This window comes from Pseudomonas sp. B424, assembly GCF_055408345.1.
Genome location: NZ_JBUZTL010000001.1, coordinates 222,876 through 243,333, shown reverse-complemented (window position 1 = coordinate 243,333; position 20,458 = coordinate 222,876). Strand labels below are relative to the sequence as shown.

Below are 20,458 nucleotides of genomic sequence, written 5' to 3'. Positions count from 1 at the left end.
GGTCTCAGGCTGCCTGTTTGGCCGTGACAAAAGCCGCAAGGCTGGCCACGTTGGAAAAGTGATTGCGGGTGTCTTTGGCGTCGGCGTCTATTTTGATGCCGTAGGTTTTTTGAATCGCCAGGCCCAGCTCAAGCGCGTCGACCGAGTCCAGCCCCAGGCCTTCGCCAAACAGGGTTTGCTCGTCGCCGATGTCGCTGACGCTGATGTCTTCGAGGCCCAGGGCATCGATGATCAGTTGTTTAATGTCGCTTTTCAGATCGCTCATCTGTGGCGAGCTCCTTAATAAAGTAGTCATGCACGAAGTCATTGAGCAGGCGCGAGGCTTTAGGCGGCGGGCCACGCGCGATAAAGGTGTCTGGATCTATATCGGCCCCCACCCGAAAACTGAAGTGCACGCGCCGATGGGGTATGCGGTACCAGGGCTCGGCTTTGGTCAGCGTGGTGGGGCTGACCTTGATCACCACCGGCGTGATGATCTTCGCACCCCGCAATGCTATCGCGGCGGCGCCGCGATGAAAGGCGGGTGCCAGGCCAGGTTGCGTGCGGGTGCCTTCCGGGAAAATGATCAGGGTCTGGCCTTGCTGCAACGCATCTGAGGCGTTATCGAGCATGTCGACGCTGCCATCATTGCTGATGTACTGCGCGGCACGCACAGGGCTTCGGGTAAACGGGTTTTGCCAAAGGCTCTGTTTGACCACGCAATTGGCGTTTCTCACCAGGCCGATCAAAAAAACCACGTCGATAAGCGACGGGTGGTTGGCAATGATCATCTGGCCCGGACGACCGAGCCGTTCGGCACCTTGCACGTCATAGGTCAGCACCCCCATGCGGGCCATTGTGCGGATAAACAGCCAGAAGAGCCGACTGATGGTCGTACGTGCGCGTTCGCGGTGACGAGCGGCGTCCCCTGGCAGGCAACTGAGCACCGGGAAAATCACCGCTCGCAGGCACAGGCCCCCGAGGCCGAAGAGTGCAAAGCTGATGGCCGTGGCGACCAGGCGCCACAGATAGGCATCGCGGCGAGCGCTCACGGGTTGCGTTGCCAGTTCCAAACGCGTTTTTTCCAGACGTGCTGGAATGACGTCTGCTGATCAAACAGGTGGCGCAACAAGTTCAGGCTATGAGGCCACGGGGCCTGCCCGATGCCTGTTGCGTTGCTTGCGAGGGAAATCTGCCATTGCTTGCCGGGTGTCAGCAGCAGGCCCACGGCATAAGGGAAGGGCACATCATCAATCCATTGCGCATAGGCTTGTGGTGGTTGCTCTTCGGTGATGATCAGCAGCACAGCGGGCGCGCCTTCATTCAGCAAGGCGCAGGCCTCGATCAGACCGTGCTCCAGGCCATCACCGGCGGCGGCAAGGGCGGTCATTTCGCTGGTCTCGCCGCGCATGATTGACCACAGCCCAATGACCGCGTTATGCACCGAGAGGCTGAACTGTGTAGGAGACAAGGGCTGACCGGCAGCGAGGTCGCTGAGGATGTCGAACGTGCGCGGGGTTTCGCCGTGGCGCGAGGCAAACACCAGTGGTAGCGTTTCGTAGCCTTTGGCCAGTGGCCAGCCGACGCTGAAGGCCATGCGCGCCAGGCGGCTGAGACGACGCCGTTGCATGGCGGGTAAAAACGAGACGTCGGGAGCGGCACTGCTGGCGTCAAGTACGCGGGGGTGCTGGCTCCAGGCCTGCCAATCGGCCACGCTGTCGAGGCCCGGAGCCCAAGCGCGCCACGCGGCGATATTGAAATTGATCACTGGAGTTTCATCCCGCCCTTGCAGGCTTCCTTGATGCGAAAGTGGGCGCCGATCGACGCCGCACCTAATACAGAATGGCGGCATTATCCCGGTGCAGTTAGTTCGTAGCAAATAATGCTTACACTTTAAGTATGGTTTTCCTGTTATCCGAAAAGAATAGGCTTAATGCGTAGCGGTAGGGAGAGATGTTCGTTCGCATTTGTGGATAAACGCAATATAGGTGTAAGTCGTTTCGTAGCAAGGTAGCTAAGCCGCGTAAAGGGCATCTACACTCGGATACTCACTGGTACACGGAGGTTTTGAAATGCGTCGCGTGGTGTTCAACCAAAAAGGCGGTGTGGGCAAGTCCAGCATCGCGTGTAACCTGGCTGCAGTCAGTGCCAGCGAAGGGTATCGCACGTTGTTGGTGGATCTGGATGCTCAGGCCAACTCGACTCAATACCTGACCGGACTGACCGGTGACGATATCCCGATGGGTATTGCCGACTTCTTCAAACACAGCTTGTCCGCCGGGGTTGGCTCGAAGAAAAATCGTGTTGATATTTACGAAACACCCTTCGAAAACTTGCATGTTGTTACCGCCACGGGCGAACTGGCCGATTTGCAGCCAAAACTTGAGGCCAAGCACAAGATCAACAAGCTGCGAAAGCTGTTTGATGAGTTGGCCCAAGACTATGACCGTATTTATGTCGATACCCCGCCCGCATTGAATTTTTATGCAGTATCGGCGTTGATCGCATGTGATCGGGTGTTGATCCCATTTGATTGCGACAGTTTTTCGCGTCAGGCGCTATATGGTCTGTTATCTGAAATCGATGACCTGAGAGAAGACCATAACGAAGGCTTGCTGGTTGAAGGCATCGTGGTCAATCAGTTCCAGGCCCGGGCCAGCTTGCCCCAGCAGATGCTCGATGAGCTGATTGCGGAAGGGTTGCCTGTGCTGCCGATGTACCTCAGCAGCTCAGTGCGCATGCGCGAGTCGCATCAGGCCTGTCAGCCTTTGATTCACTTCGACCCGCGACACAAGCTGACCCAGCAGTTTGTAGAGTTGCACGACTATCTGGATCAGAACGCTTAAGCACTGATGCCCTGGCTGCGCAGCCAGGCGGTGAGTTGCTGCAAAGGCAAGGCACCACTCTGGCGAGCGACTTCCTGGCCGTTTTTGAACAGGATCAGGCTGGGGATCGAGCGAATGCCCAATTGCCCGGCCAACTGCTGATTGGCTTCACTGTCGAGCTTGGCCAGTCGGCACTTGCCGGCCAGTTGGCTGGCGGCTTGTTCAAACACCGGGGCAAAGGCCTTGCACGGCCCGCACCACTCGGCCCATACGTCCACCAGCAGCGGCAGGTCGCCCTTGATCTGGCTGGCGTAGTCGGTCTGTTTCAAATCGAAGGGTTTGCCCAACAGCACTTCATTCTTGCAGCGCCCGCATTTGGGGTGCTCGCCGAGACGCCCGGCAGGGATACGGTTAAGGCCGTTGCAGTGGGGGCAGGGGATCAGCAGCGGTTCGGTCATCAGGAGTTCTCCACAAGGGGTTTGCGCATGAGCGTGCAGTTCAGCAGATGATTGCTCAACCCGCCACTGACCTCAGCGGCCAAATCCACGGAATCACCAGCATGGCCACGATCAGCATCAGTACATTCAACGGGATGCCGATGCGCATGAAGTCGCTGAACTTATAGCCGCCCGCGTTATACACGAAAGTGTTGGTCTGGTAGCCGATCGGCGTGGCGAAACTGGCGCTGGCGGCGAACATCACGGCGACGACGAAGGGCCGCGGGTCGACGCCCAACTGTTGGGCTACACCAATGGCTATCGGTGTCAGCAATACCGCCACGGCATTGTTGGAAAGGATCTCGGTGAGGATGCTGGTCAGCAAATAGATAAACCCCAGCATCAGCAGCGGGCCGGCATTGGGGATCGCGGCCATGGTCTGGTTGACCACCAGATTGATCAGGCCGACTTTTTCCATCGCAATACTGATGGCCAGCATGCCGAAAATCAGGCTGAGAATTTTCCAGTCCACGGCTTTATAAGCGTCCTGCACATCCAGGCAGCGGGTGGCGACCACCGTCACGGCGGCGATCAGCGCGAGCCCTTCGATGGGCATGACCTCCAGCGCCGCGAGGATCATCACCGCCAGTGTGGAAATAATCGCAATCGGTGCCTTGTCGCGGCGATAGGCGCGCTCCAGCACGGTATTGAGGCTGATCAGGTCGCCATTTTCGGCGAAACGACGAATTTGTGTCGGCGTGCCTTCAACCAGAATCACATCCCCAAATTGCAGATGCAGGTCGTCGAGGTTGCCTTGAATGTTCTCGTCCTGGCGATGCACCGCGAGCACCGCAATGCCGTACCGCGCCGTCAGGTCGAGGTCGCGCATGGGGCGGTGGCTGTAGCGGGAGTTACGGCCCACGATGGCTTCAGCCAGGATTACGTCGTGGTTGCTGATGGTTTCGAACGCATCGCCACGGTTGAAGGCCAGTACGCCGCTTTCGCGCAGTTCCACCACATTCTGTACTTGTCCGTGCAGCACCAGACGGTCACCGCTGCGCAGTTGGGTGGTGGGCTCAGGCGTGGAGAGCTCTTGCTCGTCACGGAAAATTTTCAGGACTTGCAGACCGCTGCCGCCATTCAGGTCGGCTTCGGCCAGGGTTTTGCCGATGACGGGCGAGTCGTGGGGTACCAGCAATTCGCTCATGAACGTGCGCGTCAGCTCCGGGCGCAGTTGCTTGGACAGGCTGTCGCGGTCCGGCAGCAGGCGGTTGCTGAAGATCATCAGGTACACAAAACCCACGGCGGCAAACATCAGACCGGCCTGGGTGATCTCGAACATGCCGAAGGGCGCGAGCCCTGCTTTGCGTGCAACCCCGTCCACCAGAATATTGGTCGAGGTGCCGATCATCGTCAGCATTCCGCCCAGTACCGTGGCGTAAGACAGCGGGATCAGCAATTTGGACGGTGAGCTGTGGGCACGCTTGGCCAGTGCAATCGCCACAGGCGTCAAAATGGCCACCACGGGGGTGTTGTTCAGGAACGCCGAGATGACCAGCGCGGTAATCATCAGCCCGCCGAGAACCCGCAGCGGTTTGTCGCCCACCAGATTGCCCAGCCAGTTGCCCAGCGCATCGATACAGCCGGTGCGCTCCAGCGCCGCCGAGAGCACAAACATGCAGGCAATCGTGGCGGGGGCCGAGTTGCTGAGTACGCTCAACACTTCGTGGGGCGTGAGGATTTGCGTGACCAGCAGGGCGGCGACGGCAATGGCGGCGACCACATCGGCGCTCCATTTTTCGCGCACGAACGACACCAGCAACCACACCAGCAAAGCGGCAACAAACAGCAGGGGCAGCGAGTCCCAGGACATGGGTGTTCCTTAAACAACGAATCTCGTATGAGGTATCGGGCAAGCCAGAGCCGCCGCGCGGGCGTCACCATAATCAGGGCGGCTTAGTTCGTCTAAGACCGTTTGCGCAGGTTTATATGCGATTTGGTTATGCGGGCGCCGAGGCGGCGTATTTGCTCATACCGTGCTGAGCCGCTTGTGCAGCCCTTATCCAGGCTTTGAAGCGAGACAGCAACAGCGCCATTGGTCAGAGCGGCGTTATCGGGTTCAGCGCCTCTACATCCGTCATGTGCTCGATCACCGCGACGATGACAAGGGCAAATGGAAGGGCTAACTACAATGAATGCATTGATCGCACAGGCAGCAGAGCACTGGACATTCGTGGAGCCTCTGCTGCGCAAACCGAAAAACGAATTTGCCGGGTGTGGGCACCCAGTCGGTGGTATCCGAAATCCTCAGCGGCAAACGTCAACTTAACGTGCGTCAGATTCGCTGGCTGGCAGATCACTTCAAAGTGCCTGTGGATATGTTTCTCTGAGGCTTTACGCGCCTAGTGCGGTGGCGATACAGGTAACAGCGTTTTACTGTCAGATTGAGGCGATGCTATCGCGGGCAAGCCCGGCTCCCACAGGGGGCAGACTCAAAACTCTAGCCGCTGCCGAAGGCTTCGATACGGGTCGAAGGGCCTTCAAAAAAACGCGGCCGCTGCGCAGCCCATCGCAGCTTGCGGCAGCGGCTGCAGGCGCCTCACGACGAACAGCTGATTTCCAGATGCTTGCCCCATTCCGGCGGGCGCCGGGCATAGCTTTCCATGCCCGCTTGCTCGGTAAACGGCTGGGTCAGTACCTTATGCAGGCGCTGCACTTCGCTGTAATCCCCGGCTTCAGCTGCAGTAATGGCCTTTTGCGCCAAATAGTTGCGCAGGATGTACAGCGGGTTTACCCCATGCATGCGCTCGCGGCGGGCGCTTTCATCACCCAGGCCTTCGCGGGCGACCCGGGCAACGTACTGCGCAGCCCATTCATCGAAGCCCTTGAGGTCGACAAATTCGTCACGCAACTGCGCTACAGCCTGCTCTGCGGGTAAGTCCCCCAGGCGGCGGAAGAACAGGGTGTAGTCGATGCTGCTGCCTTGCATCCGCTGCAACAGTGTTTCGATTAAATGTTGATCACCGTCTTCGGCGGTGGTCAGGCCCAGTCGGCGGCGCATCAGGTCGGTGTAGTGCGCCTGGTACAGCGGCAAAAACAGCCCCAGGGTTTCGCGCAGGGCTTCTACGCTGATAAACGGCGTTAATGCCTGGGCCAGTGCGCTCAGGTTCCACTGGCCGATGGGCACCTGGTTGCTGAAGGAGTAACGCCCTTCGTGGTCGGAGTGGTTGCAGATGAAGTTGGCGTCGAAGTCGTCGAGGAAGGCGAACGGGCCAAAGTCGAAAGTGATGCCCAGAATCGACATGTTGTCGGTGTTCATCACACCGTGGCAAAAGCCGTAGGCCTGCCACTTGGCGATCAGCTCGGCGTTACGCTCAACAATCTCGCGGAACATCGCCAGATACGGTTCCGGCTGTTCCAGGCACTGGGCAAAGTGCATTGCCAGCACGTGCTCGCCCAGCTGCTTTTGCTGCTCGGGACGCTTGGTGTAGTAGAAGTACTCGAAATGCCCGAAACGTACATGGCTGGGCGCCAGGCGCAGGACCATGGCGGCGCGTTCCTGGGTCTCGCGCCACACCGGGGTGTCGGAGCCGATCACGCACAGGGCACGGCTGCTGGGGATGCCCAGCGCATGTAGCGCCTCGGAGGCGAGAAACTCGCGGATCGATGAGCGCAGCACGGCACGGCCATCGCCCATGCGCGAGTAGGGCGTCATGCCGGCGCCCTTGAGGTGCAAGTCCCAATGCTCGCCGGCGTCGTTATAGACCTCGCCCAGCAACAGCCCGCGGCCATCGCCCAGTTGCGGGTTGTAGGAACCGAACTGATGGCCGGAATAGACCATGGCACGAGGTTCGGCGTCGGCCCACAGGGTGTGGCCACCAAAGAGTTGGGCGAATACCGGGTCCTGGGCCACGGCCGGGTCGAGGTCGAGCAACGCCATGGCGGCGTCGCTGGCAACCACCACGCGCGGCGCATCGACAGGCTCGGGCAGCACGTGGGTGGAAAACGCGTCTCCCAGCCGGGCAAAACGGTTATCGAAGGTCAGTTCGTCGAGGGCTTTCAATGACCGTCTCCAGTAAAAGCATTTCTAATGTGGGAGCGGGCTTGCTCGCGATGCAGACGACGCGGGATTTCAGATACATCGCGTTGATCCTATCGCGAGCAAGCCCGCTCCCGCAGGGGGGGGCATCAGTCGAGTTTGCCCAGCTGCGGTTTTTGCGGCGGCTGCGCGGGTTCTGGCGGGACTTCCGGTCCGACGGGCACAAGCTTGTATTCCTGGCCCTGCAAGTTCTTGAGGTACACCTCCATCTGCTGGAACGAGATGTTGATCTGGTGGTTCTTGAACTCGCGATTGATGAAGCGGTTCACTTCGTCAATGACCGGGTTACGGTCGCCCAGGTCGCGTACGTGCATGCGCAGTTCGTGGTCCAGGGTGCTGGCGCCGAAATTGAGGAAGTACACGTGGGGCTCAGGGTCTTTGAGTACTCGCGGGTTTTCTTGAGCAGCCTTGAGCAGCAGGCTTTTCACCAGGTCCAGGTCAGAACCGTAGTCCACGCCCAGCTTGAGGGTGACACGGGTGATGGTGTCGGTCAGTGACCAGTTGATCAGTTGCCCGGTGATGAAGGTTTTGTTCGGGACAATGATGTCCTTGCGGTCAAAGTCGGTGATGGTGGTCGCACGGATGCGGATCTTGCTTACGGTGCCCGACAGGTTGCCGATGGTGATGGTGTCGCCAATACGTACCGGGCGCTCGAACAGGATCATGATCCCTGAGATGAAGTTGGCGAAGATTTCCTGCATCCCGAAGCCCAGGCCCACGGAGAGGGCGGCCACCAGCCATTGCAGCTTGTCCCAGCTCACGCCGAGGGTCGACAGGGTCGAGACAAAGCCGATGCCGATGATCACGTAGGTCAGCAAGGTGGTGGTGGCGTAGGCGCTGCCCTGGCCCAGATCAAGGCGCGACAGCACCAGAACCTCCAGCAGCCCGGGCAGGTTGCGCGCCAGCGCGATACTGATGCCGATGATGACCAGCGCACCGATCACGTCGCCGATGCTGATGGGCACCATGCTCATGTTGGCACCGCTGCCGCTGGTGTATTCGTACAGGGTGATGTTGTCCAGGTAGGAGAATACCGAGATCAGGTCAGCCCACACCCAATACAGCACGCCGACAAAGCACGCGAGCAAGGCCAGACGTATCAGGCGCAACGACTGTTGGTTGACCTGTTCGATGTCCAGCGTAGGTTCTTCGATAATGGCGTCGTTGCCTTCGCCTGCTTCCTTGGCTGCCTGACGCTTGGCCAGTGCGCGTTGATAGGCCAGGCGCCGTGCCGCGACCGCCAGGCCGCGTACAAAGGCCGCTTCTACCACCAGCCAGAACATCAGCAGGTAGAGGGTGTTGATCAGGCGGTCGCTGAGTTTGAGCGCGGTGTAGTAGTAGCCAAAACAGACGGCAACAAACAGTGCCAGCGGCAGCAGGGCAAAGGCAAAACCGAGCAACTTGCGCAGGCGGTAGGCTTTGGTCGCGGTCTCGAAATCGTTGAGCAGCAGGCGGCACAGCAGCCAGGCCATGGCGGCGTAACAGCTCAGTACCACGAGGATGCCCAGTACATCGTCTGCCAGCGCTGCAGGTTGCTGCTCGGCAAACGCAACCACGGCCACCAGGGCCAGGACCACAAAGCCGAGCTTGCGAATCCAGTTTTGCAGGAACTCAACCAGCGGTTTCTCCCAGCGGAAATGCAGTTCGGCTACGCCACCCGGCGCCAGGATCCGGTATGCGGTGTAGAACACCAGCCAGGCTTCAGCCATTTGGATCAAGGCTGCGCCCGTGTTGACGTTCATGCCCCGGGCATCGGTCTGCAGGGCATACCCGCACAGTGCCAGGGCCAGCGACAGGGGCATGGCCAGCAGAATGTTGATCAGAATCGCCAGAGGCGTGTGCCATTGGCTGTCGCGCTTGAAGTGGCCAATGTCCTGATGGATTTTGTTCAATTTGCCGTAGAGGTATTTGCGCTTCCAGAGCAGGGCCACAACTACCAGCAAGAACGGCAGGAACAAAAGTGGCCGCTCCACCAGGCCTTCTGCCAGCTCGGTGACGCTGGAGCCCCAGGGCAGGGTGGTGATTTGTTGCTCAAGCTGGCTGGGGGCTGTTTCCAGCCATTCCAGATCCAGCGGCTTGTTGCTGGGGATCCAGAACATCTGCTCGTCCAGCGTGGCGCGCAGGCTTTGGGCGGTGCTGAGCAGTTGCTTCTGGTTCAGTTGCAGCGTGATGGATTCGTTGAGTACCGCGCTTAATTCGCGGTTCAAGCGGTCCAGCAGGTCGCTGCGGGTGTTGACCAGTTCAAGCAGGGTTTTACGCAGTTGCGGGGTGACTTGATCGGGGGGCTGGGTTGAAAGCAGGTTGTCGACGTAGCTTGTCGGGTTGCTGATCATCTCGCGTTGCTGGTTGATCTCAAACTGGTACAGACGGATATCGGCGATTTCGTCTGCCAGGTTTTTGTCCATTTTTTGCAGACGCGGCAGAGCCTGTTTCTGTTTGTAGAGGATCTTGGACAGCAGCAGACTGCCCTTGAGCACGTTGATTTGCTCGTCCAGCGCCTGATCACTTTGGGTGACGTTGTCCAGTTGCTGCTTGGTTTCAAGGTTTTGCTGGGTAACTTCGTTGAGGCGGTCAGTGCTGCGCAACAGGTAGTCGGAGAGCTTGAGGTTGATCGCGCTTTCGGTCGCCAGCAGGCTGCTGCTGCCGGATTTTTTCGCCTCGATCGATTGCTCGGTCACGGTCTGCTGCGACTGCGCCAGACGCTTCTGGTTGATCAGGGTTTGCAGCTCCTGGATTTCCTTGTCCTGGCGCGTGGTTTTTTCCAGCAGCAGGTCGTGCTGGCTGCCACTGAGGTCTTGCAGCAGGCTGTTGCCGGCCAGTTCCTGACGGCGCAGGGCGATCAGCGCGGCGAGTGAGGCGGCTTCGGCATTGAGCTGGTTACGCTGGTCGGCGGTGAGCAATTTGCCATTGTCGCGCCCTGTTTTCAGGATGTTGTTGATCTGCTGGATGCGCGTCTGGCTGTTGCTGATTTCGGCTTGAGCCCGCTCTGGCCGGGTCTGTGCGGCAATGCTCTGGCTGTTGGCAATGGCCAGGGCTTTTTGCAGTTCGCCCTGTTGTGTCGTGCGCTCTGCGAGCATTTGCTCCAGCTGCGGCACAGACAGGTCGCTGTAACGCTGCGCCATGGGCAAGACCTTGCTGGCCTTGAGCCGTGACAGCTCACGCTGGTTGTCGACGGTCTGGCGCGGCGCATTGGCGAGCTGCTGCTTGACGTCGTTCAGGCGCTGTTCGTAATCGGCCTTGTTGTCCAGCAGGGTGAGGGTCTGCTGGAGCACCGACTGCAAGGCTTTTTGGTCAGCGTCCGGAAGCTTGCGGTCAGCAATTTTGTCCAGACTTTGCTGCACGGCCTCGGTGGTGGGTGGTTCGGCAGCGTGGAGCGTGCCGACACAAAGGCTCAGGCCGAGCAGGACTGTTGCGAAGAACGTGCGCAGAGTTGGCATAGATACCGGTCAGACAAGAGACGGAAAGTTGGAGTTTAGAGGAACAGCCCGGGCCCCGGTGCACTTCCTTCGGGGAATCTGACGCCCACTTTGGCTATCTTGTTCCCGTCCATCACGGCGACAGTCCAAATGGTGTTGTTCCACTCCACCTGGTCACCGACCACCGGTGCGCCGCCCACCTTGTGTGCAATAAAGCTGCTGAGCGGGGTATTGGGGTCGATGCCCTCCAGCTTCAGGCCATACAGCGCCGAGACCGCGCCCAGCTGGGCGTCGCCTTCGAGCACAAAGTCGCCGAAGAAACGCAGGTCCAGACCACGGCTCGGTGGCTGGCTGAACAGTTTGCCCAGGGCAGGCAGGTTGTGTTCGTGGCCGATCACGCAGAGCAAATCACCGATTTCGAGGGTGGTACTACCCGACGGATGGAGCAGTTTCTGGTCGCGGAACAGGGCTGCGATGCGGGTGCCTTCGGGCATTTTCAGTTCACGCAAGGCTGCGCCGATGCACCAGTTTTGTGCGTCGAGGCGATACACAAAGAGTTCCCATTCGCTGGTGACGTGGACTTCCAGCGCTGCGCGGGAGATCGGCGCCAGGTCCGGCGGTACCGTGACTTTCAGTAACTTGGCGACCCACGGCAGGCTGGTGCCTTGCACCAGCAGGGACACCAGCACGATAAAGAACGCCAGGTTGAAATACAGTTGTGCATTGGGCAGGCCGGCCATCAACGGGAAAACCGCCAGAATGATCGGTACCGCGCCGCGCAGGCCTACCCAGGCAATAAAAGCCTTTTCGCGACCGTGGAAGGCCTTGAAGGGCAGCAGGCCCACTATCACTGACAGCGGGCGGGCGAACAGGATCATCCACAGGGCCAATACCAGTGCCGGGATCGCGATGGGCAGCAAGTCGTGTGGGGTGACCAGCAGGCCCAGCACCAAAAACATGCCGATTTGTGCCAGCCAGGCCATGCCGTCGAGCATGTGCAAAATGCCGTGACGGCTGCGAATCGGGCTGTTGCCGATCACCAGGCCGCACAGGTAAACCGCCAGGAAGCCGCTGCCGTGCAGGGCGTTGGTCAGGGCAAAGACCACCAGACCGCCTGCGATCACCAGGATCGGATACAGGCCGTTGGCCAGGTTGATGCGGTTGACCATTTGCAGCATCAACCAGCCGCCGGCCAGACCGACCGCGCCGCCAATGCCGAATTCGCGCAGCAGATTGAGCAGCAGGCTCCAGTGCAAGCCGGTTTCGCCGCTGGCGAGCATGTCGATCAGGGTGACGGTGAGGAACACCGCCATCGGGTCGTTGCTACCGGACTCGATCTCAAGGCTGGCCGATACCCGTTCGTTCAGGCCCTTGCCACCGAGCAGCGAAAACACCGCTGCCGCATCGGTGGAACCGACGATGGCACCGATCAACAGGCCCTGGATCAGGTTGAGGTTGAACAGCCAGGCGGCCATCAATCCGGTCAGCCCGGTGGTGATCATGACCCCGACCGTGGCCAGGGACAGCGCCGGCCATAATGCCACGCGAAAGCTGGAGACCCGCGTGCGCAGGCCGCCGTCGAGCAGAATTACCGCCAGGGCCAGGTTGCCTACCAGGTAGGCGGTGGGGTAGTTGTCAAAAATAATGCCGCCGCCATCGACCCCCGCCGCCATGCCCACCGCAAGGATGATGACCAGAATCGGGATGCCCAGGCGCGAGGACAGGGAACTCACCAGAATGCTCGCACCTACCAGCAACGCGCCGATCAAGAACAGGCTGTTGATGGTCGTCGCATTCAAAGGCAGTACTCCAGGAAGCTCAAAAGACAGGATGCAGACGGAACATGCAGTCTGCGTGCCAGCGATTCTAACCTGCGCGATTGGCGGGCTGTCAAAAAGGTTTTCAATGTATTACGGCTTACACGTGCCCGGGGCCGCACAATCGCAATGAAGGTTTTTTCTTACAAAAGTATCGGGCCTTTCCTGCATTTTTATATTGGGCAAATTGTGTCTACTGCGCCCTCACTCTATATGCATGGGCGTGTTATGAACCCTTCAACTGCTACTGGCGGTATGTTGTTGGATAAAAGGGCGCGGTCTGACGGCGAGCGGGACGGGCTGTACGTCGTCTCCGTCAGCAAGTTTTTGTTGCTGTATGCGCTCACGGCGGGCGGGTACATGTTTTATTGGTCGTACCGCAATTGGGCGTCCTACAAAGAAGTGACCGGGGCGCCGATCACGCCGCTGATACGCGCTGTATTCTGGCCGTTTTTTATTCTCTGCCTGTTTGAGAAGGTCCAGAACGGCCTGGACATGAAGGGCCGATCATACTTCTGGCACCCCGAGACCAGAGGCTTGCTGATCATGTTTCTGGTCATGCTGTCGGTGCTGGTGTCCATGTTTTTCAATCGGCCCACGGATACGGTGTTTGTGCTTTATGCCAATCTGGTATTGATTGCCTGCGGCGCCGGGATGTTTGTTGAGGCCCAGCGCGCAATCAATGTATTGAGCGGTGACCCGAATGGCCGCTGCAATAGCGCGCTCAGCGGTACAAATATTGTGTGGATGGCTATCGGGGTGCTGTACATGAGCCTCATTGTTTATGCCGTATTTATGCTCCAAGGTTGATTTTTTGACATAAAAAAACCGGGCAACCCTGGTGGGTGCCCGGTTTTTTATTGCGCTATCAAACCATCAGCCGATGGTCATCAGGCTCGCGTTACCGCCAGCAGCAGCGGTGTTGACGCTCAGGGCGCGCTCGATCACAAGGCGTTCCAGGGCGATGTTGGTTTCGCCCTGGGACAGGCCCTGCACGCCAACGATGGCGCCAGCGCGTTTGGCCACTTGCTGGCACACGTCACGCAGCTGGTCGCAGTCGCCGTGGTGCAGGACGGCGTCGAAGATCACTTCGTCCTTGGTCCAGTCAGCCACCAGCGTGATGCGCGATTGCACCTCTTTTGGCAGACGGGCGAGCAAGGCTTTGGCCAGTTCGCTTTCCGGCAGTACAGCCGAACTGCCCACGGCCAGTACGGCGGCCAGTTGGGTCAGCAGATCGCTTTCAACTTCGGCCAGGCACAGCACGTGTTCGCGCGGCAGGATGGCGTAGCTGTTGCGTTCGCCGGTCGGGCCTGCCAGTAAACGGGTGATGCCGCTTTGCGAGTGGGCAGCGAATTCGTTGCACAGCTCGGCCAACGCCGCTTGCTGGTTGCTTTGCGCCCAGGCTTGCAGAGCATTGAGCGGTTGGCTCATGGCTTCGCGGGCTTGAGTGTCTGGCGCGGTGACAGTGTCGACCTTGGCAAACGCCTGCTCGATGGCGTTGTTTGGACGGGTCGACAGCAAGCGGTACATGTACAGCGGACCACCGGCTTTAGGGCCTGTGCCCGACAAGCCTTCGCCACCGAACGGTTGTACGCCGACCACGGCACCTACGATGTTGCGGTTGACGTAGACGTTACCGGCGTTGACGTTGTTGACCACTTTGGCAATGGTTTCGTCGATGCGGGTGTGTACGCCCAGTGTCAGGCCGTAACCCGAAGCGTTGATCTGTGCGATCAGCTGGTCGATGTCTTTGCGCTTGTAGCGCACCACGTGCAAGACCGGACCGAAGATTTCGCGTTCCAGCTCATCGAAGCTTTCCAGTTCAATCAGGGTCGGCATGACGAAGGTGCCGCGTTTGCATTCTTCGATGTCGGCAATGGCCATCTGGTAAACGGTGCGGCCCTTGTCGCGCATACCCTGGATGTGTTGCTCGATCCCGGCCTTGGCTTCGGCGTCGATTACCGGGCCAATGTCTACGTTCAGACGTTCCGGGTTACCCATGCGCGATTCGGCCATGGCACCTTTGAGCATTTCGATGACGCGGTCTGCAGAATCTTCCTGCAGGCACAGTACGCGCAATGCCGAGCAACGCTGACCGGCGCTGTCGAAGGCCGAGGACACCACGTCGATAACCACTTGTTCGGTCAGTGCCGAGGAGTCGACGATCATGGCGTTCTGGCCGCCGGTTTCGGCGATCAGCGGGATAGGACGGCCCTGAGCATCCAGGCGGCCTGCCACGTTGCGTTGCAGCAAGCGTGCAACTTCGGTGGAACCGGTGAACATCACGCCTTTGACCCGATCGTCGCCAACCAGACGCGCGCCCACGGTTTCGCCGCGACCTGGCAGCAATTGCAGCACGCCTTGCGGGATACCGGCTTCGATCAGGATGCGTACTGCTTGAGCGGCAACCAGCGGAGTCTGTTCGGCAGGTTTGGCCAGTACCGGGTTACCGGCAGCCAATGCCGCAGCTACTTGACCGCTGAAAATGGCCAGCGGGAAGTTCCACGGGCTGATGCAGACCACCGGGCCCAGCGGGCGGTGGGCATCGTTGGTGAAGTCGTTGCGGGCCTGTACTGCGTAGTAACGCAGGAAGTCGACCGCTTCACGCACTTCGGCGATGGCGTTGGCGAAGGTCTTGCCGGCTTCACGGGCCAGCAGGCCCATCAGTGGCTGGATCTCGGCTTCCATCAGGTCCGCGGCGCGTTCCAGAATCGCAGCGCGCTCGGCGGGCGGTGTGGCCTGCCAGATCGGCGCGGCGCTCAGGGCGCACTGGATGGCGTTGTCGGCATCTTCAATGGTGGCTTCTTGCACATAACCGACCACGTCACGCAGATCGGCCGGGTTGAGTACCGGTGCAGGTGCTTCGCTGCTGGAATCGCAACCGAGCATCGGTGCGGCTTTCCAGTCGTTGTGGGCCGTGGCCAGCAATGCACAGGACAGCGATGCCAAACGGTGCTCGTTGGACATGTCGATGCCGCTGGAGTTGGCGCGCTCGCTACCGTAAAGGTCACGCGGCAGCGGGATACGCGGGTGCGGCAAACCGAAGCCGCCTTCCGCCGTTGCCATCTGCTCGATCTGGCTCACCGGGTCGGCCACCAACTGGTGGATCGCGATGGTGTGGTCGGCGATGCGGTTGACGAACGAGGTGTTCGCACCGTTTTCCAGCAAGCGGCGCACGAGGTAGGCCAGCAGTGTTTCGTGGGTACCAACCGGAGCGTACACACGGCACGGACGGTTCAGTTTGCCTTCGGAAATCTTACCTACAACCTGTTCGTAGAGCGGTTCGCCCATACCGTGCAGGCATTGGAATTCGTACTGGCCCGGGTAGTAGTTCTGACCTGCGATGTGGTAAATCGCCGACAACGTTTGGGCGTTGTGGGTGGCGAACTGCGGGTAGATGGCTTCGGGTACGGCCAGCAGTTTTTTCGCGCAAGCGATGTAGGACACGTCGGTGTACACCTTGCGGGTGTAGACCGGGTAGCCTTCCAGGCCTTCGACCTGGGCGCGCTTGATTTCGCTGTCCCAGTACGCGCCTTTTACCAGACGGATCATCAGGCGATGACGGCTGCGGCGAGCCAGGTCAATCACGTAGTCGATCACGTATGGGCAGCGTTTCTGGTAAGCCTGGATCACGAAGCCGATGCCGTTCCAGCCAGCCAGTTGCGGCTCGAAGCACAGGCGTTCCAGCAGATCGAGGGAGATTTCCAGGCGGTCGGCTTCTTCGGCATCGATGTTCAGGCCGATGTCGTACTTCTTGGCCAGCAAGGTCAGCGACAGCAGGCGCGGGTACAGCTCGTCCATCACGCGCTCGTACTGGGCGCGGCTGTAACGCGGGTGCAGGGCCGACAGCTTGATGGAGATGCCCGGGCCTTCGTAAATGCCACGACCGTGAGAGGCTTTGCCGATCGAGTGGATGGCTTGCTCGTAGGACGCGAGGTACTTTTGTGCGTCATGTTCGGTCAGAGCCGCTTCGCCGAGCATGTCGTAGGAGTAACGGAAACCCTTGGCTTCAAAACGCGTGGCGTTGGCCAGGGCTTCGGCGATGGTTTCGCCGGTCACAAACTGCTCGCCCATCAGGCGCATGGCCATGTCGACGCCCTTGCGGATCATCGGCTCGCCGCTTTTGCCGATGATGCGGCTCAGGGAGGAGGTGAGGCCTGCTTCGTTGTGCGTCGATACCAGCTTGCCGGTCAGCAACAGGCCCCAGGTCGCAGCGTTAACGAACAGCGACGGGCTGTTGCCCAGGTGCGGGTGCCAGTTGCCGGTGCTGATCTTGTCGCGGATCAGGGCGTCGCGGGTGCCTTTGTCCGGGATGCGCAGCAGCGCCTCGGCCAGGCACATCAGTGCCACGCCTTCTTGGGACGACAGGGAGAATTCTTGCAGCAGGCCTTGCACGATACCGGCACGACCACCGGCACTCTTCTGATTGCGCAGTTTTTCGGCAATCGAGGCGGCCAGGGTTTGCGTGGCTTCGGCCATCGGTGCAGGCAGGCGCGCTTGCTCCAGCAGCATTGGGACCACTTCGGGTTCCGGGCGGCGGTAAGCGGAGGTGATCGCGGCACGCAATACGGACTGCGGCAGGATGCTTTCTGCAAACTCCAGGAAGCACTGATGCGCGTGATCGGCGTGCACGTCGTCGGCGTCATCGCTGGCGGCGCCAGGGATACCGCTCAACTCGGTCAGGGTTGCACCACCCTCGAGTTTTTCCAGGTAATTGAAGATTGCCTGCTTGATCAGCCAGTGAGGCGTGCGATCAATCGAGGTCGCGGCGGCCTTGAGGCGCTCGCGGGTAGGGTCATCAAGTTTGACCCCAAGGGTGGTGGTAGCCATATTTTTATCCTCATGGGTGCCACATTTGCGTGGCAGCAGCTGGCGGCAAGATTAGCGCTGCGCTGAAACAGGTGCAACCTAGTGCAACCCGTTTTTTTGCGGATTGATCGACGCTTCGTCAGGAAAATCTTGATGGGCTGGAGTGAGCGCGCCGGGTTGGTGCTTTTTCTTTGGTTTTGCGCTGTTTTTGCTCCGAAAAGGAGCAAAAACACCGAATTGAGACGAAAAGGCGACAAGGTGCAACTCGCCTGACAGAAACTGGTTGCACCTGATTTGCTTTGTTGCATAGCATTCGCGGCTAAGGTGCAACCTCTTACATAGTTTGGTTCCATCGGCTGATGGATTTCCTGGGGAAACATCAGTCATAAATGCGCGGCTAGGTTAATCGTCTCAGACAGGACGTTTGTGAGCGTTCGGCCAGACCGCCGCTAAACATAAAAACAATGCCAGGGCTTTATTCAATGAGTATTACCAACCCAACCCTGATCACGTTCGTGATCTATATCGCAGCAATGGTGCTGATCGGCCTGATGGCCTATCGCTCCACCAACAACCTTTCCGACTACATTCTGGGTGGCCGTAGCCTGGGCAGCGTTGTAACTGCCTTGTCCGCTGGTGCCTCCGACATGAGCGGCTGGTTGTTGATGGGCTTGCCCGGTGCAATCTACATGTCCGGCCTGTCGGAAAGCTGGATCGCCATTGGTCTGGTGACAGGTGCTTACCTGAACTGGCTGTTTGTTGCCGGTCGCCTGCGGGTGCAGACCGAGCACAACGGCGATGCGTTGACCCTGCCGGACTACTTCTCCAGCCGTTTTGAAGACAAAAGCGGTTTGCTGCGGATTATCTCGGCCATCGTGATCCTGGTGTTCTTCACCATCTACTGTGCCTCCGGCATCGTGGCCGGTGCCCGCCTGTTCGAAAGCACCTTCGGCATGTCGTACGAAACAGCCCTGTGGGCCGGTGCTGCGGCGACTATCGCTTACACCTTTATCGGCGGTTTCCTGGCCGTGAGCTGGACGGACACCGTTCAAGCCACCCTGATGATCTTTGCGCTGATCCTGACGCCAATCATCGTGCTGCTGGCCACTGGCGGCGTGGACACCACGTTCCTGGCCATCGAAGCCCAGGACCCAAGCAACTTCGACATGCTCAAGGGCACGTCCTTCATCGGCATCATCTCGCTGATGGGCTGGGGTCTGGGTTACTTCGGTCAGCCGCACATCCTGGCGCGATTCATGGCCGCTGATTCGGTCAAGTCCATCGCCAAGGCACGTCGCATCTCCATGACCTGGATGATCCTGTGCCTGGCCGGTACCGTGGCTGTGGGCTTCTTCGGCATCGCTTACTTCGCGGCGCACCCGGAAGTGGCGGGTCCTGTGAATGAAAACCCTGAGCGTGTGTTCATCGAGCTGGCCAAGCTGCTGTTCAACCCATGGATTGCCGGTGTCTTGCTGTCGGCCATTCTGGCTGCCGTCATGAGCACCTTGAGCTGCCAGTTGCTGGTGTGCTCCAGCGCCCTGACCGAAGACTTCTACAAATCCTTCCTGCGTAAAAATGCTTCGCAGATCGAGCTGGTATGGGTCGGACGCCTGATGGTTCTGGCTGTTGCGCTGATCGCCATCGCACTGGCCGCCAACCCTGAAAACCGTGTTCTGGGGCTGGTGAGCTACGCATGGGCAGGCTTTGGTGCTGCTTTCGGCCCAGTGGTACTGATCTCGGTACTCTGGAAAGGCATGACTCGCAATGGTGCACTGGCCGGTATTCTGGTGGGTGCCATCACCGTGATCGTGTGGAAGCACTTCGCACTGTTCGGTCTGTACGAAATCATCCCGGGCTTTATCCTGGCCAGCCTGGCCATTTTGCTGGTGAGCCTCGCCGGCAAAGGCCCGACCAAGGGCATGGTTGAGCGTTTCGATGCGGCTGAAAAAGACTTCAAACTGAACCACTGATCGGGTCGAGCGCTTGCGCTGACTTGAGGGTGTTCTGAAACGGCCCGTCTCCTGGTGAGACGGGCCGTTTTTATTTGCGCCGCCACCGGCGATTGCCGTATCTCGGAAAAACCGTGCGCTACCTGACGTTACGCTGCGTACAAGGTAAACTTCGCCCCCTGCGCAGGAGCAACCATGAACTATCGTCACGCCTTCCACGCCGGCAACCACGCCGACGTACTCAAACATATCGTATTGACCCGCCTCATCGCCTTGATGTCGCGCAAAGAGCAGCCATTCGCTTACCTGGACACCCACGCCGGTATTGGTTTGTACGACCTCAAGGGCGACCAGGCCAATCGTACGGGCGAGTATCTGGAAGGTATCGCGCGGTTGTGGGGGCAGAAGAACCTGCCTGCAGTGACTGACGATTACATGCAGGTGCTGCATAAAATGAACCCGGATGGCGAGTTGCGCTATTACCCGGGGTCGCCTGAGCTGGCGCGGCGTTTGACTCGTGCCAATGACCGTGTGCTGTTGAACGAAAAGCATCCGGAAGACGGCGTGTTGCTCAAAGACAACATGAAAGGCGATCGCCGGGTAGCCGTGCATTTGGGCGAAGGCTGGCACGTGCCGCGAGCGCTGCTGCCGGTGGCTGAAAAGCGCGGATTGATGCTGATCGACCCTCCGTTTGAAAAACTCGATGAAATGAAGCGTTGCGCCGAATCGCTGAAAGATGCGATCAGCCGTATGCGTCAGTCGGTTGTGGCTATCTGGTATCCGATCAAGGACAAGCGCCAACTGCGTCGTTTTTATCAGGACCTGGCGGGCTCAGGCGCGCCGAAGTTGCTGCAGGTTGAGTTGTTCGTTCACCCGCTGGACACCCCCAACAGCCTCAATGGCTCGGGCCTGGCTATCGCCAATCCGCCTTGGGGTCTGGAAGAGGAACTGCGTGAACTGCTGCCGTGGCTGGCCAAGAAACTGGGTCAAACCCAGGGTGGCTGGCAGATGGAGTGGTTGATCGCGGAAAAATAGCTGAAAGCTGATGCGGGAGCGGGCTTGCTCGCGATTCGGGCGAGGCGGTCTTTCATCCGCGTCGAACCCATCGCGAGCAAGCCTGCTCCCAC

General features: G+C 59.4%; 13 protein-coding genes and 1 pseudogene. 5 read left to right on the top strand and 9 right to left on the bottom strand.

All coding sequences use genetic code 11. The features are described from left to right. Positions 1 to 4 precede the first annotated feature (4 nt). The 3 genes from ACZRMS_RS00915 to ACZRMS_RS00905 are packed head-to-tail and all read right to left on the bottom strand — an operon-like array spanning position 5 to position 1,747. Positions 5 to 265, bottom strand: a complete 261-nt coding sequence (locus ACZRMS_RS00915) for a phosphopantetheine-binding protein (RefSeq protein ID WP_019825325.1) — start codon at positions 263 to 265, stop codon at positions 5 to 7. Then, positions 240 to 1,052 (bottom strand): lysophospholipid acyltransferase family protein, encoded by an 813-nt coding sequence (locus ACZRMS_RS00910; RefSeq protein WP_463993719.1) that lies wholly within the window; start codon positions 1,050 to 1,052, stop codon positions 240 to 242. The genes ACZRMS_RS00915 and ACZRMS_RS00910 overlap by 26 nt, the downstream gene beginning before the upstream one ends. Further along, positions 1,028 to 1,747 carry a beta-ketoacyl synthase chain length factor gene (locus ACZRMS_RS00905; RefSeq protein WP_463993718.1) on the bottom strand — a complete coding sequence of 240 codons (720 nt, stop codon included), beginning with the start codon at positions 1,745 to 1,747 and terminating at the stop codon, positions 1,028 to 1,030. Before ACZRMS_RS00905 ends, ACZRMS_RS00910 begins: the two co-directional genes overlap by 25 nt. A 304-nt stretch (positions 1,748 to 2,051) precedes the next feature. On the opposite strand from ACZRMS_RS00905, the gene ACZRMS_RS00900 reads away from it, so the two are divergent. Then, complete coding sequence (locus tag ACZRMS_RS00900) at positions 2,052 to 2,825, top strand: ParA family protein (protein WP_463993717.1); 774 nt, start codon at positions 2,052 to 2,054, stop codon at positions 2,823 to 2,825. On the opposite strand, the gene trxC is transcribed toward ACZRMS_RS00900, so the two are convergent. Together trxC and ACZRMS_RS00890 are read right to left on the bottom strand one after the other, a co-directional pair. Continuing rightward, a complete protein-coding gene (trxC, locus tag ACZRMS_RS00895; RefSeq protein ID WP_463993716.1) occupies positions 2,822 to 3,262 on the bottom strand; it encodes a thioredoxin TrxC in 441 nt (146 codons plus the stop codon). The genes ACZRMS_RS00900 and trxC overlap by 4 nt on opposite strands. 55 nt (positions 3,263 to 3,317) lie before the next feature. Beyond that, a complete protein-coding gene (locus ACZRMS_RS00890) occupies positions 3,318 to 5,114 on the bottom strand; it encodes an SLC13 family permease (RefSeq protein ID WP_463993715.1) in 1,797 nt (598 codons plus the stop codon). Positions 5,115 to 5,499: 385 nt separating this feature from the next. Between ACZRMS_RS00890 and ACZRMS_RS00885 the strand changes: the two are divergent. Next, positions 5,500 to 5,631 (top strand): annotated as a pseudogene (locus ACZRMS_RS00885) (transcriptional regulator); the annotation flags it as partial. Between the two features lie 209 nt (positions 5,632 to 5,840). On the opposite strand, the gene selO reads toward ACZRMS_RS00885, so the two are convergent. The 3 genes from selO to ACZRMS_RS00870 all read right to left on the bottom strand — a co-directional run bounded on the left by selO (position 5,841) and on the right by ACZRMS_RS00870 (position 12,555). After that, the gene (selO, locus tag ACZRMS_RS00880; RefSeq protein WP_463993714.1) at positions 5,841 to 7,304 is read right to left on the bottom strand and encodes a protein adenylyltransferase SelO; all 1,464 of its coding nucleotides are present in this window, start codon (positions 7,302 to 7,304) and stop codon (positions 5,841 to 5,843) included. Positions 7,305 to 7,429: 125 nt separating this feature from the next. After that, the gene (mscK, locus tag ACZRMS_RS00875; RefSeq protein ID WP_463993713.1) at positions 7,430 to 10,777 is read right to left on the bottom strand and encodes a mechanosensitive channel MscK; all 3,348 of its coding nucleotides are present in this window, start codon (positions 10,775 to 10,777) and stop codon (positions 7,430 to 7,432) included. A gap of 35 nt (positions 10,778 to 10,812) precedes the next feature. Next, positions 10,813 to 12,555, bottom strand: a complete 1,743-nt coding sequence (locus ACZRMS_RS00870) for a potassium/proton antiporter (RefSeq protein WP_463993712.1) — start codon at positions 12,553 to 12,555, stop codon at positions 10,813 to 10,815. Between the two features lie 147 nt (positions 12,556 to 12,702). Here ACZRMS_RS00870 and ACZRMS_RS00865 point away from each other — a divergent pair, with 147 nt between their 5' ends. Further along, on the top strand, positions 12,703 to 13,383 hold the full coding sequence (locus tag ACZRMS_RS00865) for a hypothetical protein (protein ID WP_463993711.1): 681 nt from the start codon (positions 12,703 to 12,705) through the stop codon (positions 13,381 to 13,383). Positions 13,384 to 13,449: 66 nt separating this feature from the next. Here the strand turns inward: ACZRMS_RS00865 and putA are convergent, their stop codons facing one another. Further along, positions 13,450 to 17,403, bottom strand: coding sequence for a trifunctional transcriptional regulator/proline dehydrogenase/L-glutamate gamma-semialdehyde dehydrogenase (putA, locus tag ACZRMS_RS00860; RefSeq protein ID WP_463993710.1), 3,954 nt, complete (start codon positions 17,401 to 17,403; stop codon positions 13,450 to 13,452). Positions 17,404 to 17,864: 461 nt separating this feature from the next. Between putA and putP the strand changes: the two genes are divergently transcribed. Together putP and ACZRMS_RS00850 are read left to right on the top strand one after the other, a co-directional pair. Next, a complete protein-coding gene (gene putP / locus ACZRMS_RS00855; RefSeq protein ID WP_463993709.1) occupies positions 17,865 to 19,352 on the top strand; it encodes a sodium/proline symporter PutP in 1,488 nt (495 codons plus the stop codon). A gap of 174 nt (positions 19,353 to 19,526) precedes the next feature. Next, positions 19,527 to 20,366 (top strand): 23S rRNA (adenine(2030)-N(6))-methyltransferase RlmJ, encoded by an 840-nt coding sequence (locus tag ACZRMS_RS00850; RefSeq protein WP_463993708.1) that lies wholly within the window; start codon positions 19,527 to 19,529, stop codon positions 20,364 to 20,366. The last annotated feature ends 92 nt before the right edge of the window (positions 20,367 to 20,458 follow it).

Bases quoted from the DNA above. Each gene is read 5' to 3' on its own strand.
- ACZRMS_RS00915 (WP_019825325.1), bottom strand. From the start codon at position 265: ATGAGCGATCTGAAAAGCGACATTAAACAACTGATCATCGATGCCCTG.
- ACZRMS_RS00900 (WP_463993717.1), top strand. From the start codon at position 2,052: ATGCGTCGCGTGGTGTTCAACCAAAAAGGCGGTGTGGGCAAGTCCAGC.
- trxC (WP_463993716.1), bottom strand. From the start codon at position 3,262: ATGACCGAACCGCTGCTGATCCCCTGCCCCCACTGCAACGGCCTTAAC.
- ACZRMS_RS00890 (WP_463993715.1), bottom strand. From the start codon at position 5,114: ATGTCCTGGGACTCGCTGCCCCTGCTGTTTGTTGCCGCTTTGCTGGTG.
- mscK (WP_463993713.1), bottom strand. From the start codon at position 10,777: ATGCCAACTCTGCGCACGTTCTTCGCAACAGTCCTGCTCGGCCTGAGC.
- ACZRMS_RS00865 (WP_463993711.1), top strand. From the start codon at position 12,703: ATGAAGGTTTTTTCTTACAAAAGTATCGGGCCTTTCCTGCATTTTTAT.
- putA (WP_463993710.1), bottom strand. From the start codon at position 17,403: ATGGCTACCACCACCCTTGGGGTCAAACTTGATGACCCTACCCGCGAG.
- putP (WP_463993709.1), top strand. From the start codon at position 17,865: ATGAGTATTACCAACCCAACCCTGATCACGTTCGTGATCTATATCGCA.
- ACZRMS_RS00850 (WP_463993708.1), top strand. From the start codon at position 19,527: ATGAACTATCGTCACGCCTTCCACGCCGGCAACCACGCCGACGTACTC.